This window comes from Achromobacter sp. Root565, assembly GCF_001427425.1.
GTDB lineage: Bacteria > Pseudomonadota > Gammaproteobacteria > Burkholderiales > Burkholderiaceae_B > Achromobacter > Achromobacter spanius_D.
The window spans coordinates 2722238-2737064 of record NZ_LMGO01000001.1 but is presented as its reverse complement, the minus strand read 5'-3'; the positions used below and the strand labels follow the sequence as shown (position 1 = coordinate 2737064).

The 14827-nt window shown below is 65.8% G+C and carries 15 protein-coding genes; 7 read left to right on the top strand and 8 right to left on the bottom strand.

Annotated features, from left to right (window positions below; genetic code table 11):
• Positions 1-349 precede the first annotated feature (349 nt).
• The 6 genes from ASD71_RS12250 to pdxK all read left to right on the top strand — a co-directional run bounded on the left by ASD71_RS12250 (position 350) and on the right by pdxK (position 4723).
• A complete protein-coding gene (locus tag ASD71_RS12250) occupies positions 350-1318 on the top strand; it encodes a Bug family tripartite tricarboxylate transporter substrate binding protein (RefSeq protein ID WP_369818952.1) in 969 nt (322 codons plus the stop codon).
• A gap of 28 nt (positions 1319-1346) precedes the next feature.
• Positions 1347-1991 (top strand): glutathione S-transferase family protein, encoded by a 645-nt coding sequence (locus tag ASD71_RS12245; RefSeq protein ID WP_056563896.1) that lies wholly within the window; start codon positions 1347-1349, stop codon positions 1989-1991.
• 10 nt (positions 1992-2001) lie between these two features.
• The gene (locus ASD71_RS12240) at positions 2002-2784 is read left to right on the top strand and encodes an aldolase (RefSeq protein WP_056563893.1); all 783 of its coding nucleotides are present in this window, start codon (positions 2002-2004) and stop codon (positions 2782-2784) included.
• Between the two features lie 78 nt (positions 2785-2862).
• Complete coding sequence (locus ASD71_RS12235; RefSeq protein WP_056563890.1) at positions 2863-3417, top strand: helix-turn-helix domain-containing protein; 555 nt, start codon at positions 2863-2865, stop codon at positions 3415-3417.
• 44 nt (positions 3418-3461) lie between these two features.
• Complete coding sequence (locus ASD71_RS12230) at positions 3462-3827, top strand: cupin domain-containing protein (RefSeq protein WP_056563887.1); 366 nt, start codon at positions 3462-3464, stop codon at positions 3825-3827.
• Between the two features lie 32 nt (positions 3828-3859).
• The gene (gene pdxK, locus ASD71_RS12225) at positions 3860-4723 is read left to right on the top strand and encodes a pyridoxine/pyridoxal/pyridoxamine kinase (RefSeq protein ID WP_056563884.1); all 864 of its coding nucleotides are present in this window, start codon (positions 3860-3862) and stop codon (positions 4721-4723) included.
• Between the two features lie 32 nt (positions 4724-4755).
• On the opposite strand, the gene cynS is transcribed toward pdxK, so the two are convergent.
• The 8 genes from cynS to ASD71_RS12185 all read right to left on the bottom strand — a co-directional run bounded on the left by cynS (position 4756) and on the right by ASD71_RS12185 (position 13917).
• The gene (cynS, locus tag ASD71_RS12220; RefSeq protein WP_056566815.1) at positions 4756-5199 is read right to left on the bottom strand and encodes a cyanase; all 444 of its coding nucleotides are present in this window, start codon (positions 5197-5199) and stop codon (positions 4756-4758) included.
• A gap of 9 nt (positions 5200-5208) precedes the next feature.
• The gene (locus tag ASD71_RS12215; protein ID WP_056563881.1) at positions 5209-6003 is read right to left on the bottom strand and encodes an ABC transporter ATP-binding protein; all 795 of its coding nucleotides are present in this window, start codon (positions 6001-6003) and stop codon (positions 5209-5211) included.
• A gap of 5 nt (positions 6004-6008) precedes the next feature.
• A complete protein-coding gene (gene ntrB, locus ASD71_RS12210) occupies positions 6009-6851 on the bottom strand; it encodes a nitrate ABC transporter permease (RefSeq protein WP_056563878.1) in 843 nt (280 codons plus the stop codon).
• A complete protein-coding gene (locus ASD71_RS12205) occupies positions 6851-8212 on the bottom strand; it encodes a CmpA/NrtA family ABC transporter substrate-binding protein (RefSeq protein ID WP_056563875.1) in 1362 nt (453 codons plus the stop codon). The genes ntrB and ASD71_RS12205 overlap by 1 nt, the downstream gene beginning before the upstream one ends.
• Before the next feature lie 132 nt (positions 8213-8344).
• Complete coding sequence (locus tag ASD71_RS12200; protein ID WP_056563872.1) at positions 8345-8983, bottom strand: response regulator transcription factor; 639 nt, start codon at positions 8981-8983, stop codon at positions 8345-8347.
• 13 nt (positions 8984-8996) lie between these two features.
• Entirely contained in the window at positions 8997-10139 is a 1143-nt protein-coding gene (locus tag ASD71_RS12195; RefSeq protein ID WP_056563869.1) for a PAS domain-containing sensor histidine kinase, read from the bottom strand.
• A 796-nt stretch (positions 10140-10935) separates the two neighbouring features.
• Complete coding sequence (locus tag ASD71_RS12190) at positions 10936-12222, bottom strand: phospholipase A (protein ID WP_056563867.1); 1287 nt, start codon at positions 12220-12222, stop codon at positions 10936-10938.
• A 192-nt stretch (positions 12223-12414) separates the two neighbouring features.
• Positions 12415-13917, bottom strand: a complete 1503-nt coding sequence (locus ASD71_RS12185) for an aldehyde dehydrogenase family protein (protein ID WP_056563864.1) — start codon at positions 13915-13917, stop codon at positions 12415-12417.
• 145 nt (positions 13918-14062) lie between these two features.
• Between ASD71_RS12185 and ASD71_RS12180 the strand changes: the two genes are divergently transcribed.
• Positions 14063-14812: an amino acid ABC transporter ATP-binding protein gene (locus ASD71_RS12180; protein WP_056563861.1), complete on the top strand. Its 750-nt coding sequence runs from the start codon at positions 14063-14065 to the stop codon at positions 14810-14812.
• The last annotated feature ends 15 nt before the right edge of the window (positions 14813-14827 follow it).

The following is a 14827-nucleotide window of genomic DNA, read 5'->3' as shown; positions in this document are numbered from 1 at the left end:
AACCGCAGCTGAAAGCCTAGTGCTGCGGGACATCAACTTCACGATTAAAGCAGCCGTGGTTTTACACCCAAGCACCACAGTTCAAGGCTGTCGTGCCAGTCTAAGCTCGTCTATCACATAGTTCGCCTTTCTTCGGTCTGTAGGCCCTCCGCTTGCAGAGAAGAGGGCAAGATGCGTGCAAAAGCCCGGTGTTGCCCACCAAAGCCAAAAGGCGAACTTCAACAAAAAAGGGCGAACTCTATTCCTGCTGCTCAAGGATTTCCCTAATCAAATTCCTCTTGCGGAAAATCAATGCTCTATAGGACACTTTGTGTCATAGCGCCACGACGGCGCACACAAGGGGAATGGCATGAAGGTGAAGGTCTTGAGCTTGGTAGCCGCGCTGGCGATAACCGCAGGTATGTCAGGAGGCGCGCAGGCCGCATATCCTGACCGGCCGATCCGGCTGGTGGTGCCGTTTGGCGCTGGCGGCATCACGGATATCGTCGCCCGGCAGGTGGGCAAGGGAATGGGGGACGTGTTGGGGCAGGGGATCGTGATCGAGAACCGGCCCGGCGCGGGTGGCGTGATCGCGGCGCAGGTGGCGGCCGCGGCGCCGGCCGATGGCTACACGATCTTCATGGGGACGGTGGGCACGCAGGTCGTGAATCCGCTGATCTACGCCAAGCTCAGCTACGACGCGGACAAGTTTTCGCCGGTGGGCATGGTGTCCGGGTCGCCGTATCTACTGGCCGTGCGGGCGGGCGTGCCCGCCGCGTCGTTTGCTGAGTTCGTCAAATACGCCAAGGCCAATCCGGCCAAGCTGAATTTCGGTTCGGCAGGAAACGCCAGTTCGCCGCACCTTGGATTGGAATTGCTGAAGCTGACGGCTGGCGTCGATATCGTCCACGTGCCGTTCAAGAGCGGCAGCGAGGCGGTGAACGCGGCGATTGGCGAGCAGGTGGATGTGGTGATGGACGCCAGTCCGGTCATCATGCCCCATGTGGCGTCGGGCAAATTGCGCGCCTTGGCAGTGGCGTCCGACAAGCGGCTGCCGTCTGCTCCGGCCGTGCCCGCCAGCACCGAGGCGGGCGATGCGGGCCTGCAAATCAGTTCGTGGAACGCGTTCTTTGCGCCTGCGGGCACGCCGCCCGAGGTCATGGCCGCACTGAACGCGGCGTTGCAGAAAACACTCGCGTCGCCAGAGCTGAAGGAAAAGCTGGCGGCACAGGGTACGCAGCTTTATACGGGCACGCCCGACGAGTACCAGCGCTTCATCGGCGGCGAAAAGAGCAAGTGGGCCGAGATCGTGAAGCGCGCCAACATCAGAATGGATTAGCAACCGCGCACATGAAATGGAGCCACGCATGAATATTCGGGTAACGCACCCGCTGGCGGGCAAGCCGCTGGAGCTGGCGGATACGCTGCGATCGGGCAATGCCTGGAAGATCCGGCTGGCCTGCGGGCTGATGGGCCTGCCGGTCAAGCGGCAAACGTTCGACATCGTCCAGGGCGACCTGGAAACCGACGCCTTCGCGCGCATCAACCCATGGCGGCAGGTGCCCGCGCTGCTGACGCCAGAGGGACAATGGCTGGCGGAATCGCAGGCCATTCTCTGGTATCTGGGCATGGGCACGCCTTGGCTGCCGGAAGACCGGCTGGCGCAGGCGCAGGTGTCGAGCTGGCTGAGCTTCGAGCAGACCCAGCACATGCACGCCTTCGCGCAGCCGCGCCTGTTGATCCATCTACGCCAAACGGCGAAGGCGGACGACCCGGCGATGGTGGCGTGGCGCGCGGCCGGCATGAAGGCCGCCGCGCTGATGGACGCGCATTTGGCGGGCCGCGACTACTTGGTGGGTACCGCGCCGACCATCGCGGATATCGCGCTGTACCCTTACACGAGCATGGCGGGCGAGGGCGGTTACGACCTGTCCGGCTTTGCGCACATCACTGCCTGGCTGGCGCGCATGCGCAGTCTGCCGGGATTTACGCCGTTGATCGAAACGGCATGACGGAGACATGATGGCCGATACGATGCACCTGGGAAAGGATGAACTGATCGCGCGCGCGCAGGCTGAGATGCAGCGCCAGTTCGAGACCCCACAATGGACGCTGCGCGAGCGGCTGGCGTTGACCTGCCGCATTCTGTTCGACGGCGGGCATGATTCTGGCCTGGCGGGCCAGATCACCGCGCGCGCGCCCGAACCCAACCGATATTTCACGCAGCGCCTGGGCCTGGGCTTCGACGAGATCACGGCAAGCAATCTGCTGCTGGTCGACGAGGACCTGGTGGTGCAGGAAGGCGGCGGCATGCCCAATCCGGCGAACCGCTTCCATTCCTGGATCTACCGCGCGCGTCCCGACGTGAACTGCATCATCCACACGCATCCGCTGCATGTGGCGTCGTTGTCGATGCTGGAGGTCCCGCTGGAGGTCTCGCACATGGACAACTGTCCGCTTTACGGCGACGTGGCCTTCCTGAAGGATTGGCCTGGCGTGCCGGTGGGCAACGAGGAAGGCGTGATCATTTCCAAAGCGCTGGGCGACAAGCGCGCCATCCTGTTGTCGCACCACGGCATGCTGATCGCGGCCGGGTCGGTGGAAGAGGCCTGCGTGCTGGCGCTGCAGTTCGAGCGCGCGGCGCGCATGCAGTTGCTGGCGATGGCCGCCGGCAAGATCCAGCCGATTCCGCCCGAACTGGGACACGAGGCGCACGACTGGATCCTGACGCCGAAGCGGTCGCAGGTGGGCTTTTCGTACTACGCGCGCCGGGCGCTGCGGACGCACGCCAATGTGCTGAGCTGACGCGAATGGGGCGGGGGCGCTCGACGGAAGCGCCCGTTTCGGGCATTCTTACCGGTTGTATTTGCGCCTTTCCGCCCCATGATCGACCTGCCGCACCGCCTACGCACCTTGCGCCGCCAGCAAAGCTTGTCCCTGGAACAGCTTGCGCAGCGCACGGGACTGACCAAGAGCTATCTCTCCAAGCTGGAGCGGGGCCTGAGCGAGCCCTCCATCTCGACGGTGCTGCGCCTGGCCGAGGCCTATGGCGTGGGCGTGTCGCAACTGGTCGGCGCCGACGACGCCGCGCAGGACGAGGTGGTAAGCGTGGTGCGCGTGGCTGACCGCGAGGCCCTGCAGCGGCGCGGGCTGGGCAGCGAATATCATTACGAGTCGTTGGCCGGCCGCCGCAAGGTCAAGGCGATGGAGCCGTTCGTGGTGCATCCGCCACGCGAGTTTCCGGACGCCGCCGCGGTCTTTCCGCACCCGGGCGAGGAATTCCTGCTGGTGCTCAAGGGCGCCATCGAGGTCCACGTGGGCGAACGCCAGTTCCGCCTGGAAACCGGCGACTCCGTTTATTTCGACTCCGAATTGCCGCACCGCATGCGCACCGTCAGCCGCGCCATGGCCGAAGTGCTGGTGGTGGCGGCGCACTGAGCGAGCGGCGTATCGAATTGCTTTTGGAAGACACAGGAACCCCGATGAAAAACGATCAATCGCGGCTCGTCCGCATCGACGCCGGCCCCATGAAGAACCCCGTGCCCGGCAAGCCGCGCCGTCCGCTGTCGGGCGATGCGGCCTTTCGCACCGTGACCGCCTTTGAAGGCAACGCGGGCAAGGCAGAGGCCGGCGTGTGGGAAAGTACGGCTGGCTCCTTCCAGTCCAACACCACGGGCTACATCGAATTTGGCTACATCGTCGAAGGCGCGGCGCGTCTCGTGGACCCGGACGGCACGGTGCATGAACTGACGGTGGGCGAGGCATTCGTCATGCCCGAAGGCTATACGGGCCGCTGGGAAGTGGACCAGTTCGTCAAGAAGATCTATTTCATTACTCGGATGGCCTGAAAGCCTTCGGCCCATACCCAGGAGCAATCCTCATGACCGCAACTACCGCTGCCCCCGCCCCAGGCGCAGCGCTGCCCGCCCGCACCGCGCAGGTGGATGTCGTCTCGATTCAATCCCAAGTTGTCTATGGCTATGTGGGCAACAATGCCGCGATGCCGGTGTTCCGCAAGGCGGGACTGCGCGCGATCGCGCTGCCGACCGTCATCCTGAGCAACACGCCGCACTATCCGACGCTGCATGGCGGGGCGGTGCCGCTGGACTGGTTCGAGGGCTTGCTGCAGGGATTGGACGAACGGCGCGTAAGCCAGGTGGCGCGCGCGGTGGTCTGCGGATATCTGGGGCAGCCGGGGCAGGCGAACCTGCTGGCGCAATGGCTGTCGGCCGTGCGGGCATCGCGTCCGGAACTGCGGGTGTTCATCGATCCCGTGATGGGCGACCGCAATGACGGGCTCTACGTGAACGAAGGGCTGGTCGCGCAGTACCGGGATCTGCTGGTGCCGTTGGCCGAGGGCATGACGCCCAATCATTTCGAACTGGAATTGCTGGTCGGGCGGCCGCTGTCGTCGGTGGATGAAGTCGTGGCCGCGGCGCGCGAGCTCATCGCGCGCGGGCCGCAATGGATCGTCGCGACCAGCGCCGCGCCGATGGCCGCCGCGCCCGGCACGCTGCAACTGGTGGCCGTGACGCGCGACGACGCCACCGTGGTGACGCACCCGGAGATCGCGATTCCGCCGTCGGTACACGGCACGGGCGACGTGTTCATGGCGGGCGTCGCGTCGCGGCTGCTGAACGGGAAGGACCTCATCGAGGCGGTGCGCGAAGCGGCGGCCCAGGTCACGGTGACGCTGGAGCGCACCCGTGAACTGGGCTGGGAAGAGCTGGCCGCCGAAGGCTAGCCAAGGGCGGGACGCGTCCCGCCTTACCCGCATCAGTACGTCTTGTACGGCAGGAACTTGCCGCTCATCACGATCTGCACGCGGTCGCCCTTGGGGTCGGCCTCGCGCGACAGGTCCATCTTGAAGTCGATGGCGCTCATGATGCCGTCGCCGAACTCTTCATTGATGAGCGCCTTGAAGGTGGTGCCGTAGACGTTGATCAGTTCATAGAAGCGGTAGATCAGCGGATCGGTCGGAACCGTGGACGGCAGCGAGCCCTTGTAGGGCACGACCTGAAGCTGCACGACGGCGTCCGCCGGCAAATCCAGCACGCGGGCAGCGGCCAGCGCCTGCTCCTCGGTCATGGTCATCTGGCCCAGTAGCGCGGCGGTGGTCCATTCCTTGCTCTGGCCGACGGCTTCGGCGATGGCGCCCCACGAGAGCTTTTTTTCCAGCTTGCGGGTGACGACGAGTTCGGTGACTTCAGCGCGGGACATCATGGTGATTCACTCCTTGTGGATGGCCTTGTCGACCAGGAAGTCGACGAGATGGTTGCGGATGTCGTAATAACGAGGTTCGTGATGCAGGCTTGCGCGCGTGCGGTCGCGCGGCAGGTCCACAGTGACGGATTCGGCGATGCGGGCGTACGGGCCCGCGCTCATGAGCAGGATGCGGTCGGACAGCAGGATGGCTTCGTCCACATCGTGCGTGATCATGAAGACGGTCTGGCGGGTTTCCTGGACGATTGCGCGCAGCTCATCCTGGATGGCGCCGCGCGTCAGCGCGTCAAGCGCGCCAAAGGGTTCGTCCAGCAGCAGCATCTTGGGCTGGATGGCAAAGGCGCGGGCGATGCCGACGCGCTGTTTCATGCCGCCGGACAGTTCGCAGGGCTTCTTGCCGGCCGCGTGGCCCAGCCCGACCATGTCCAGGTAGCGCTGGCTGTGCACGCGCACCTGTTCGCGGCTGTAGGCCGGCCAGCGCGAGCGCACGCCGAATTCCACGTTCTGCAGCGCCGTCAGCCACGGCAGCAGCGCGTGCGCCTGGAACACGACGCCGCGCTCCAGCGACGGCCCCGCGATCTGGCGGCCGTCCATGATGACGATGCCTTCATTGCTGTCGTCGATGCCGGCCAGCACGTTCAGGATGGTGGTCTTGCCGCAGCCGGAGTGGCCGATGACGCAGACGAACTGGCCTTTGTCGATCTGGAAGTCGATGTTCTCGAACACGGGCGGCTGCGGACGGCCATCGCGTCCGGGGTAACGCTTGCCCAGCCCTTGGACCTGCAGGAAAGATTGGCTCATGCGCGTTACTCCCGATAGCTCACCAGCCGGGCGGCGCGCGCCAGCAGGTTGTCCAGCAGCATGCCGATCAGTCCAATGAAGACGATGGCGCAGATGATGTTGGAGATGGACAGGTTGTTCCACTCGTTCCAGACGAAGTAGCCGATGCCGGTGCCGCCGATCAGCATCTCGGCCGCCACGATGACCAGCCACGCAATGCCGACCGAGATGCGCATGCCGGTCATGATGGTGGGCGCGGCGGCGGGCAGGATGACCTGCAGCGCCGTGCGCAGCCGCGACACTTCCAGCGTGCGCGCCACGTTCAGCCAGTCCTGCCGCACGGCGCCCACGCCGAACGCGGTGTTCACCAGCATGGGCCATAGCGAGCAGATGAAGATCACGAAGACGGCGGAGGTGTTGGCGTCCTTGATCGTGTAGAGCGCCAGCGGCATCCAGGCCAGCGGCGAGATCGGCTTGAGCACCTGGATGAACGGGTCGAACGCGCGGTACACCGTTCGGGACATGCCGATCAGGAATCCCAGCGGTATCGCCACCAGCGCGGCAAGACCAAAGCCGGTCAGCACGCGCGCCACGGAGTAGCCAAGCTGGATGCCGATGCCCTTGTCGTTCGGCCCGCGGTCATAGAAGGGATCCTTCAGGTGCTGCCACAACTGCGCGCCGACTTCGGCAGGGCCGGGAAACGGCGTCTTGGACCCGCTGGCCGCGGCATTGCCGACCAGCGCGGCGTAGGCCGGGTCCACCGTCGCCTCGCCCGCATCGGAGCGGGTGGCGGCGTGCCACAGCAGCAGGAACGCCAGGAACAGGGCGATGGACAGGAACGTGGCCCGCCAGTGTTGCACGGACCCCATCAGGTCCTCCGGATCTTGAAGCTGGCGAGGTAGGCCTCGGGCTGGCTCGGGTCAAAGGGCTTGCCCATGACGCTGAAGGTCTTGCCGGTTTCCGCGGGCGGGGTCAGCCCGGCCTCGCGCATCAGGCGCACGGCGTCGGTCGCCAGGAAGACGTCGCTGGCGATCTTCTGATAGTCGACGTCGCCCTTGACCTGGCCCCAGCGCTTCATCTGCGTCAGGATCCACACGGCGAACGACTGCCAGGGCATGGGATCGAAGTCGATGCGGTTGGGATCGGTCAGCACCTTGCCCAAGCCGTCGGCGTAGGTGCCGGTCAACACCTGTTCGACCACCGTGACGGGCTGGTTCAGGTAATTCGGCGCGGCGATGGCGGTGGCGATTTCCTTGCGGTTGGCGGGATTGCGGGCGTACGCCGTGGCTTCGATGATGGCTTTCAGCAGGGCCTGGTAGGTGTTGGGCATGGTGGTGACGAACTCCTTGCTGGCGGAGAACGCGCAGCAGGGGTGGCCGTCCCAGATGGCCTTGGACAGGGTGTGGATGAAGCCGACGCCGTCGTAGACCGCGCGCTGATTGACAGGATCGGGCGCCAGGAATCCGTCGATGTTGTCGGCACGCAGGTTGGCGACCATTTCGGGCGGCGGCACGGAGCGGATCTGGACGTCGGTGTCAGGATCCAGGCCATGCTCGGCGAGGTAGTAGCGCAACAGGTAGTTGTGCATGGAGTAGTCGAAGGGGACGGCGAACTTGAAGCCCTTCCAGTCCTTCGGGTCGCGCCGGTCCTTGTGTTTCATGGACAGCGTGATGGCCTGGCCGTTGATGTTCTCGACGGCGGGCATGGTCCACGGTACGGCGCGGCTGGCGCCGACTCCCATCGAGATGGCGAGCGGCATGGGCGACAGCATGTGGGCGGCGTCGAATTCGCCGGACATGGCCTTGTCGCGGATGAGCGCCCAGCCGGCGGTCTTGACGACTTCTACGTCCAGGCCCTGCTTGCCATAGAAGCCCATGGGGTGGGCCATGATGATTGGCGTGGCGCAGGTGATGGGGATGAAGCCAACCTTGAGCTTTTGTTTCTCCAGCGGTCCGGCGGTCTGCGCGAAGGCTTCCTTGGCGGCGGCCAGCGGAAAGATCGACGCGATGGCGGCCATGGCGGTGCCGCTGCCGACGGCGCGCAGGAAGCGGCGGCGCAGCGCATCCTGCGGGAACAGGGCGCGCATGACGGCCTGTTCGACGGCGTTGCCGGTGGTGTCGCCATCCACGGCGGCCTGCGCGGCGCGCTCGTGTTCGGCCTGCGAGGCATGGCGGCCGCAGCCGCAGGCAAGGCGGCTGTTGGCGTCGAATGGGTTGCTGAAGAGGGACATGGTGGCTCCTTCGATCGGGAATGGAGCCATCATGGGGCTGCCCGGCGGCAGCCGGTATCGCCGGTTCAACGAAACGCGTGTAGGGGGCTTACTACGTGGTGCGCGCGGTGCGCCGCGGTAGTGCGCAAGCGCTCAGATCGCACCCAACTGGTGCGTGTTGGCGTAGGAGACCAGTTCCACCAGGGTGCGGACGTTGAGCTTTTCGAAGATGCGGCTGCGGTAGGTGGAGATGGTGTTGACGGACAGGGCGAGCTGTTCGCCGATGGCCGAGACGGAGCGGCCGGCGACAAGCAGTTGCAGCACTTGAAACTCGCGGTTGGACAGGAGTTCGTGCGGCGGGCGGGAGCTGTCCTGACGCACCGTGTGGGCGAGCAGCTCGGCGACGGTGGGGGTGACGTACATCTTGCCGGCGGCGGCGTTGGTCAGCGCGGCGAGCAGTTCTTCGGGTTCGCAGCCTTTGTTGAGATACGCGTGGGCGCCGGCGCGCAGGGCGCGGACGGCAAACTGGGATTCGGGGTAGACGGACAGCATGACGACGCCGAGTCCGGGGTGGTCGGCGCGTACGCTTTTCAGCACATCCAGGCCGTCGCGTTCGCCCAGGGCAACATCCAGGACGATGGCGTCGTAATGGGCTTGGCGCAGCGCGCGCAGGGCGGCGGGGCCGTCGGCGGCTTCGTGCACGAGGGCGACGCGCGGGTCTTCTTCCAGGATGCGGGCGAGGCCACGGCGGATGATGAGGTGGTCGTCGACGATGAGCAGGTTCAGGGGCATGGCAGAGTTTCCTTCATGCGGCCAGCGGGTTCAGGCGCAGGCGGGCGCGCATGCCGGCGCCGGGGGCGCTGTCGAGCGCAAGGTCGCCGCCGATGGCGCGGGCGCGCTCGCGCATGCCGAGAATGCCGAAGGTGTGGCGGTCTTCGGGCAGTTGCATGCCGACGCCGTCGTCTTCGACAGTGAGAACAAGGCCGTCGGCGCCCCAGGCGGCGCTGACGCTGACGCTGCGGGCGCGGGCGTGCCGCTGCACGTTGGTGAGCAGTTCCTGGACGATGCGGTAGATGGCGATTTCGGCGTTGCGGTCCAGGCGCAGGGTTTCGGTGTCGGGGGGGCAGAGGTAGCGGCATTGGAGGCCGCTGCGGGTTTGCAGGTCTTGCAGCAGGGCTTCCAAGGCGGCCCAAAGGCCCAGGTGATCCAGGACGACGGGGCGCAGGTCGTTGAGGATGCGGCGGGTGGCGCCCATGGCAGTCTGGGTGACGTCGAGCATGCGGTCCAGGTGCGCTTGCAGGGCGGGGGTGGCGCTTAGCTGGCGACGCAGCCAGTTCAAGTCCAACTGCAGGGCGGTGAAGGAGGCGCCGAGGTCGTCGTGGATGTTGCGGGCGATGTGGGCGCGTTCTTCTTCGCGCAGGGTGCTCAGGTGGGAGGACAGGCGGCGCAGGGATTCGTGCGCGGCGCTGAGTTCAGCGGTGCGTTCGCCGACGCGGCGTTCGAGCAGGGCCTGGGTGTTTTGCAGTTCGCGTTCGATGCCTTTGCGGGCGGTGATGTCGGAGAAGGTGACGACGGCGCCTACGACTTCCTGATCATTGCGGATGGGGTACGAGGCGTATTGGGCGTCAAAGCACGAGCCGTCGCGCCGCCAGAGCACTTCGTCGTCGGCGCGTTCGCCGCGGCCGTCGCGGAAGGCTTTGAAGATGCGGCAGTCGTGGACCGGCATCAGGGTGCGGTCGGCGTGGGAATGGTGGATGAGGTAGTGCATGTTGCGGCCGACGAGCTCGTCTGGGGTGTAGCCGAGCATGTCGGCGCCGGCGCTGTTGATGAAGATGCAGCGGCCGCGCAGATCAATGCCGTAGATGCCTTCGCCGGCGGATTCGAGCAGCATTTCCAGCTGACGGCGCCAGGCGGCGTGGTGCGAGAGGTGCTTCAGGTCGGCAAACATGAATGGCCTGGTGCTTGTTGAATCTGCCGGGGGAATTGCCCCGGATCCCCTTGGTGCGCGGATTTTTGGCTGCGCTTTTGCGCGGAGTTTACGGGACAGGATGGGAGTTGCGGGGGGATTGAGGGAAATCCCTTCTTTGAATTTGTCGGCGTGGGGGATGGTTCTTTTGACGACCGGTGTGGGGGGGGGGCGGGTTTTTGAGCCGCTCGGTGCGGCTTCGGGGCGGGTTCATGAGTCGCCCGGTGTGGTTTGGTGCGGGTTCTTGAGTCGCCCGGTGCGGCTTCGGTGTGGGATCTTGAGACGCCCGGTGCGGCGGTGGCCTGGGTGCGCGGGGCTACGATTGCGGTCCGGAGCGTTCGCTCCGGACTGCCCCGTCGTCATCGTCGTTGTCGCCTTCGGCGACTGCCTTCCGATTCCCTCGGGCGCATCTACACGCCCGGCGCACCCAGGCCACCGCCGCACCGGGCTGCGTCGTATCAGGTCGGACGGCCGGCGGGGAGGGCGGCTTGCTTGGCCTTCTTCTGTAGGTTTGTTGATGGCCGGAAGATCTTGCGGGGCTGCCAGATTTTGGCCGCGCGGGCGGCCTTATCTGGCGTTCGGGTGTCTTGCGTCGACGGCTCGAATGGCCCAAGGTGTCTGACACCCGATGAACTGCTGTCACGTGCTAGCGGTCCTGCTACCTGGGTGTCTGACACCGGCATGCAGACGGATGCGACACATTGATACGCGCGCAAAGCAAATCGCCGGCTTGTCAGGCCGGCGATTTCATTTGACGCTTGCGTGCCGCATTGTGCGTTTACGGAATCAGCGACAGCCCCACGCGGAACTGGCTTTCGTTGCGCTGGTTGTACCCCAGCAGCGTCTCGCCGTAGCCGTTGAAGTACTGCAAATGCAAGTACCCGTTCCAGTTCAGGAACGTGCGGCGTAGCGGCCAAGCAAAATCCAGTTGCGTCGTGCGGCGCTTCTGATCTCCCTGGCGGTACATCGCCGAGACAACCGCGCCATTGTCCTGCGCCCAGCGAAGTTGCCAGTCGACGTGGCCGGCGTAGGCGGAGTAGTCGCTGTTTTCGCTGGCGACGCCGAAGTAGGCTTTGACCTTGGGGGCGAAGGTGAGGGTGCTGCCGCCGTCGAAGCGGTAATGGAAGCGCGGCTCGATGTAGCCGTCGTTCAGCGAGCGCGAGTCTTCGCCGTCCTTGCCGTTGGAGGCATGTTCAACGCCGGTGTTCATGCCGAAGCGCCAGTTCTGGTTCTCGGATTTCCAGATGTCGTCGGACATCCAGAAAACGCTGGGGTTGAACGTGGTGTCGATGAAGGGCTTGGAGTCGCTTTCCAGGTCCCACAGCGAGGTCTGGGTGTAGCCCAGGTAGAAGTCGTCGTGCCAGGTGTCTTCGCCGCCGCGCGGGCTGATGAGGCGGTACTTGGCGCTGATCTGGAACCGGGCGGTGGTGAGGCCGCGGGTGCCAACGGCGAAGTAGACGGGCTTGTAGGCGGAGAACGCGCTGCGGAATTTGTCGAAGGCGGCTTGTTCGACGGTGGGTTCGATGGTCGCGGCGGGGGCGGGGCCGGCTTCGGGCGACGCGCCTGCGGCGGCGACGGCGGCGGGCGGGATGGGTTGGCCGCTGCGGGCGTCGACGACGGGTGTCTGGGCGGGCGTGGTCGCGAGGGTGCCGCTGTCGCGGCCGGTGGCATCGAGCGCCATCATGGACGGTTGGCCTTCGATGGAGACAGCTTGCAGGCCGCGCGCGGTAGCGGGCACTTCGGCGGACCAGGACATGCGCGCGAAGTTGTTGACGGGCACGCTGTAGTTGTCGCGGCCGCTTTTCAGTTTGGCGAGGCTGCGGACGATCTGGCCGTCGGGGCTGCGCCATTGAAGGACGAGTTCAGGCGGGGCCTGCCAGTCGACGCGCGATCCGCCTTCGTTGAAGAACACGGCCTCGATGGTGACGGTCTCGCCGGGCGCGGCAGACGGGCGGTCCAGCCGGTAAGACACGCCTGCCGCGGCGGAGCCGGCCGCGCCGAGGGCCAGGATGGCCGCAAGGAGGCGGGGGGCGGAAGAGCGGTGAAAAGGACGGCTGGAGGTCATTGAGGACGTGTCTGGTTTTTGTGATCAGGCAATGTAGCACCGTCCCCGGCAACAGTTTGTAAGTCAGGCTAATCGTATGTATGGGCTGTAAGAAATGCAAAAACCCCGCGCGTTGTCGACAATGCGCGGGGCTTTTTTTGGAGGGTATGCGGGCGCGGGGATGGAGCTCGTGCTGGGCCCGCGCCCTGGCTGTCACTCCCCGAACTTGATCCCCTGCGCCAGCGGCAGATTCCGCGAGTAGTTGATGGTGTTGGTCGCGCGCCGCATGTAGTTGCGCCACGCATCCGAACCCGACTCGCGGCCGCCGCCAGTTTCCTTCTCACCACCAAAAGCCCCGCCGATCTCGGCGCCGGAGGTGCCGATGTTGACGTTGGCGATGCCGCAGTCGGAGCCGGCGGCGGACAGGAAGGTTTCGGCTTCGCGCAGGTCGTTGGTGAAGATGGCGGACGACAGGCCCTGCGGGACGCCGTTCTGCATGGCGAGCGCGTCGCCGAAGTCCTTGTAGCGCATCACGTACAGGATGGGCGCGAAGGTTTCGTGGCAGACGACGTCGGTCTGGCTGGGCATCTCGGCGATGGCGGGGCGCACGTACCAGGCGTCGGGATATTGGTCGGCAAGGACGCGTTCGCCGCCCGCAACCTTGCCGCCTTGCTCGCGCGCGGCCGTCAGGGCGGCTTGCATGGCATCGAAGGAGGCGCGGTCGATCAGGGGGCCGACGAGGTTGCCGCTATCGAGCGGGTTGCCGATGGGGGCACTGGAATAGGCCTTGTGCAGGCGCTGGACCAGTTCGTCGGCGACGCTTTCGTGGACGATCAGGCGGCGGGTGGTGGTGCAGCGCTGGCCGGCGGTGCCGATGGCGCCGAAGACGATGCCACGGGCGGCCATGTCGAGGTCGGCGGTCGGGCCGACGATGATGGCGTTGTTGCCGCCCAGTTCAAGCAGGACGCGGCCGAAGCGTTGCGCGACGCGCGGGCCGACCTGGCGGCCCATGCGGGTGGAGCCGGTGGCGGACACCAGCGCCACCGTGTGCGAGTCGACCAGGGCCTCGCCGACCTCGCGGCCGCCGATCAGGACCTCGGACAGGCCGGCGGGCGCGTCGCCGAAGCGTTGGACGGCCTGCGCGAAGAGCGCCTGGCAGGCGAGGGCGGTGAGGGGAGTCTTTTCCGACGGCTTCCAGACGACGGCATTGCCGCACACCAGCGCCAGCGCAGCGTTCCAGGACCAGACGGCGACGGGGAAGTTGAAGGCGCTGATGACGCCGACGACGCCCAGCGGATGCCACGTTTCCATCATGCGGTGGCCGGGGCGTTCGGACGCGATGGTCAGGCCGTAGAGCTGGCGCGACAGGCCGACGGCGAAATCGCAGATGTCGATCATTTCCTGCACTTCGCCTTCGCCTTCGGCGACGATCTTGCCGGCTTCCAGGCTGACGAGGCGGCCGAGCGCTTGCTTGTGCTGGCGCAGGGTTTCGCCGAACAGCCGGATCAGTTCGCCGCGGCGCGGGGCGGGGACGTCACGCCATGCCAGGCTGGCTTGCCGTGCGCGGGTAATGGCGGCGTGGGCCTGGGCCACCGTGTGCTCATGCACCTGCGCCAGCTCGGCGCCGTCGATCGGGCTGCGGGCGATCAGGGTGCCGCCGGTGAGCGCACTGGAATTGAGTCCGAGATTGCGCAGGATGTCTTGAGGAGTGTCCATGCCGGTTCCTTCGATGCCTCGCGAAGTCAGCGTCTTCGCTTAAGGGTTATGCCTAAGTGGCGATTCTGGAAAAAAATTTACTATACGAAACTATGACGTGAAATGCGAAATATTTTTGAGGCGCACTGCACCTGAAGGTGGATTCGTGGCGGAACCGTTGCTCGTTGTTCAGGCAGTCAAGAAGACCTATCAGCGCGACGGGCATCCCCCGCATCTGGCGCTGGACGGCATCGATTGCCAGCTCGAACGCGGCGAGGTGATGGTCGTGGTCGGCCCGTCCGGCTCGGGCAAGAGCACCTTGCTGCGCACCCTGAACGGCCTGGAAAGCATCGACAGCGGCACGATCCGCGTCAATGGCGTGTCGCTCACGGATCCGGCCACCGACGTCAACCGCTGGCGCACCGACGTCGGCATGGTGTTCCAGCACTTCAACCTGTTCCAGCACCGTACTGCGCTCGACAACGTGGCGCTACCCCAGCGCGTGGTGCGCGGGCGCAGCCGTGCCGACGCCGAACGCTACGCCCGCGACCTCCTGGGCCGCGTCGGCATGGCGGAATTCGGCGACCGATACCCCAGCCAGTTGTCCGGCGGCCAGCAGCAGCGCGTGGCGATCGCGCGCGCGCTGGCGATGGACCCGCAGCTCATGCTGTTCGACGAGGCCACGTCGGCGCTCGATCCTGAAACGGTGGGCGGCATTCTTGAATTGATGCGCGCCCTGGCTCGCGACGGCATGACGATGGCCGTGGTGACGCACGAAATGGGCTTTGCTCGCGACGTGGGGGACCGCGCGCTCTTCATGGACGCCGGCCGCATCGTGGAGATGGGCACACCCGACGAAGTGTTCGGCCACCCCAAAGAAGCGCGCACCCGCGCCTTCCTGGAAAAGATTCTGTAGTCCCGCCGGTCCGGC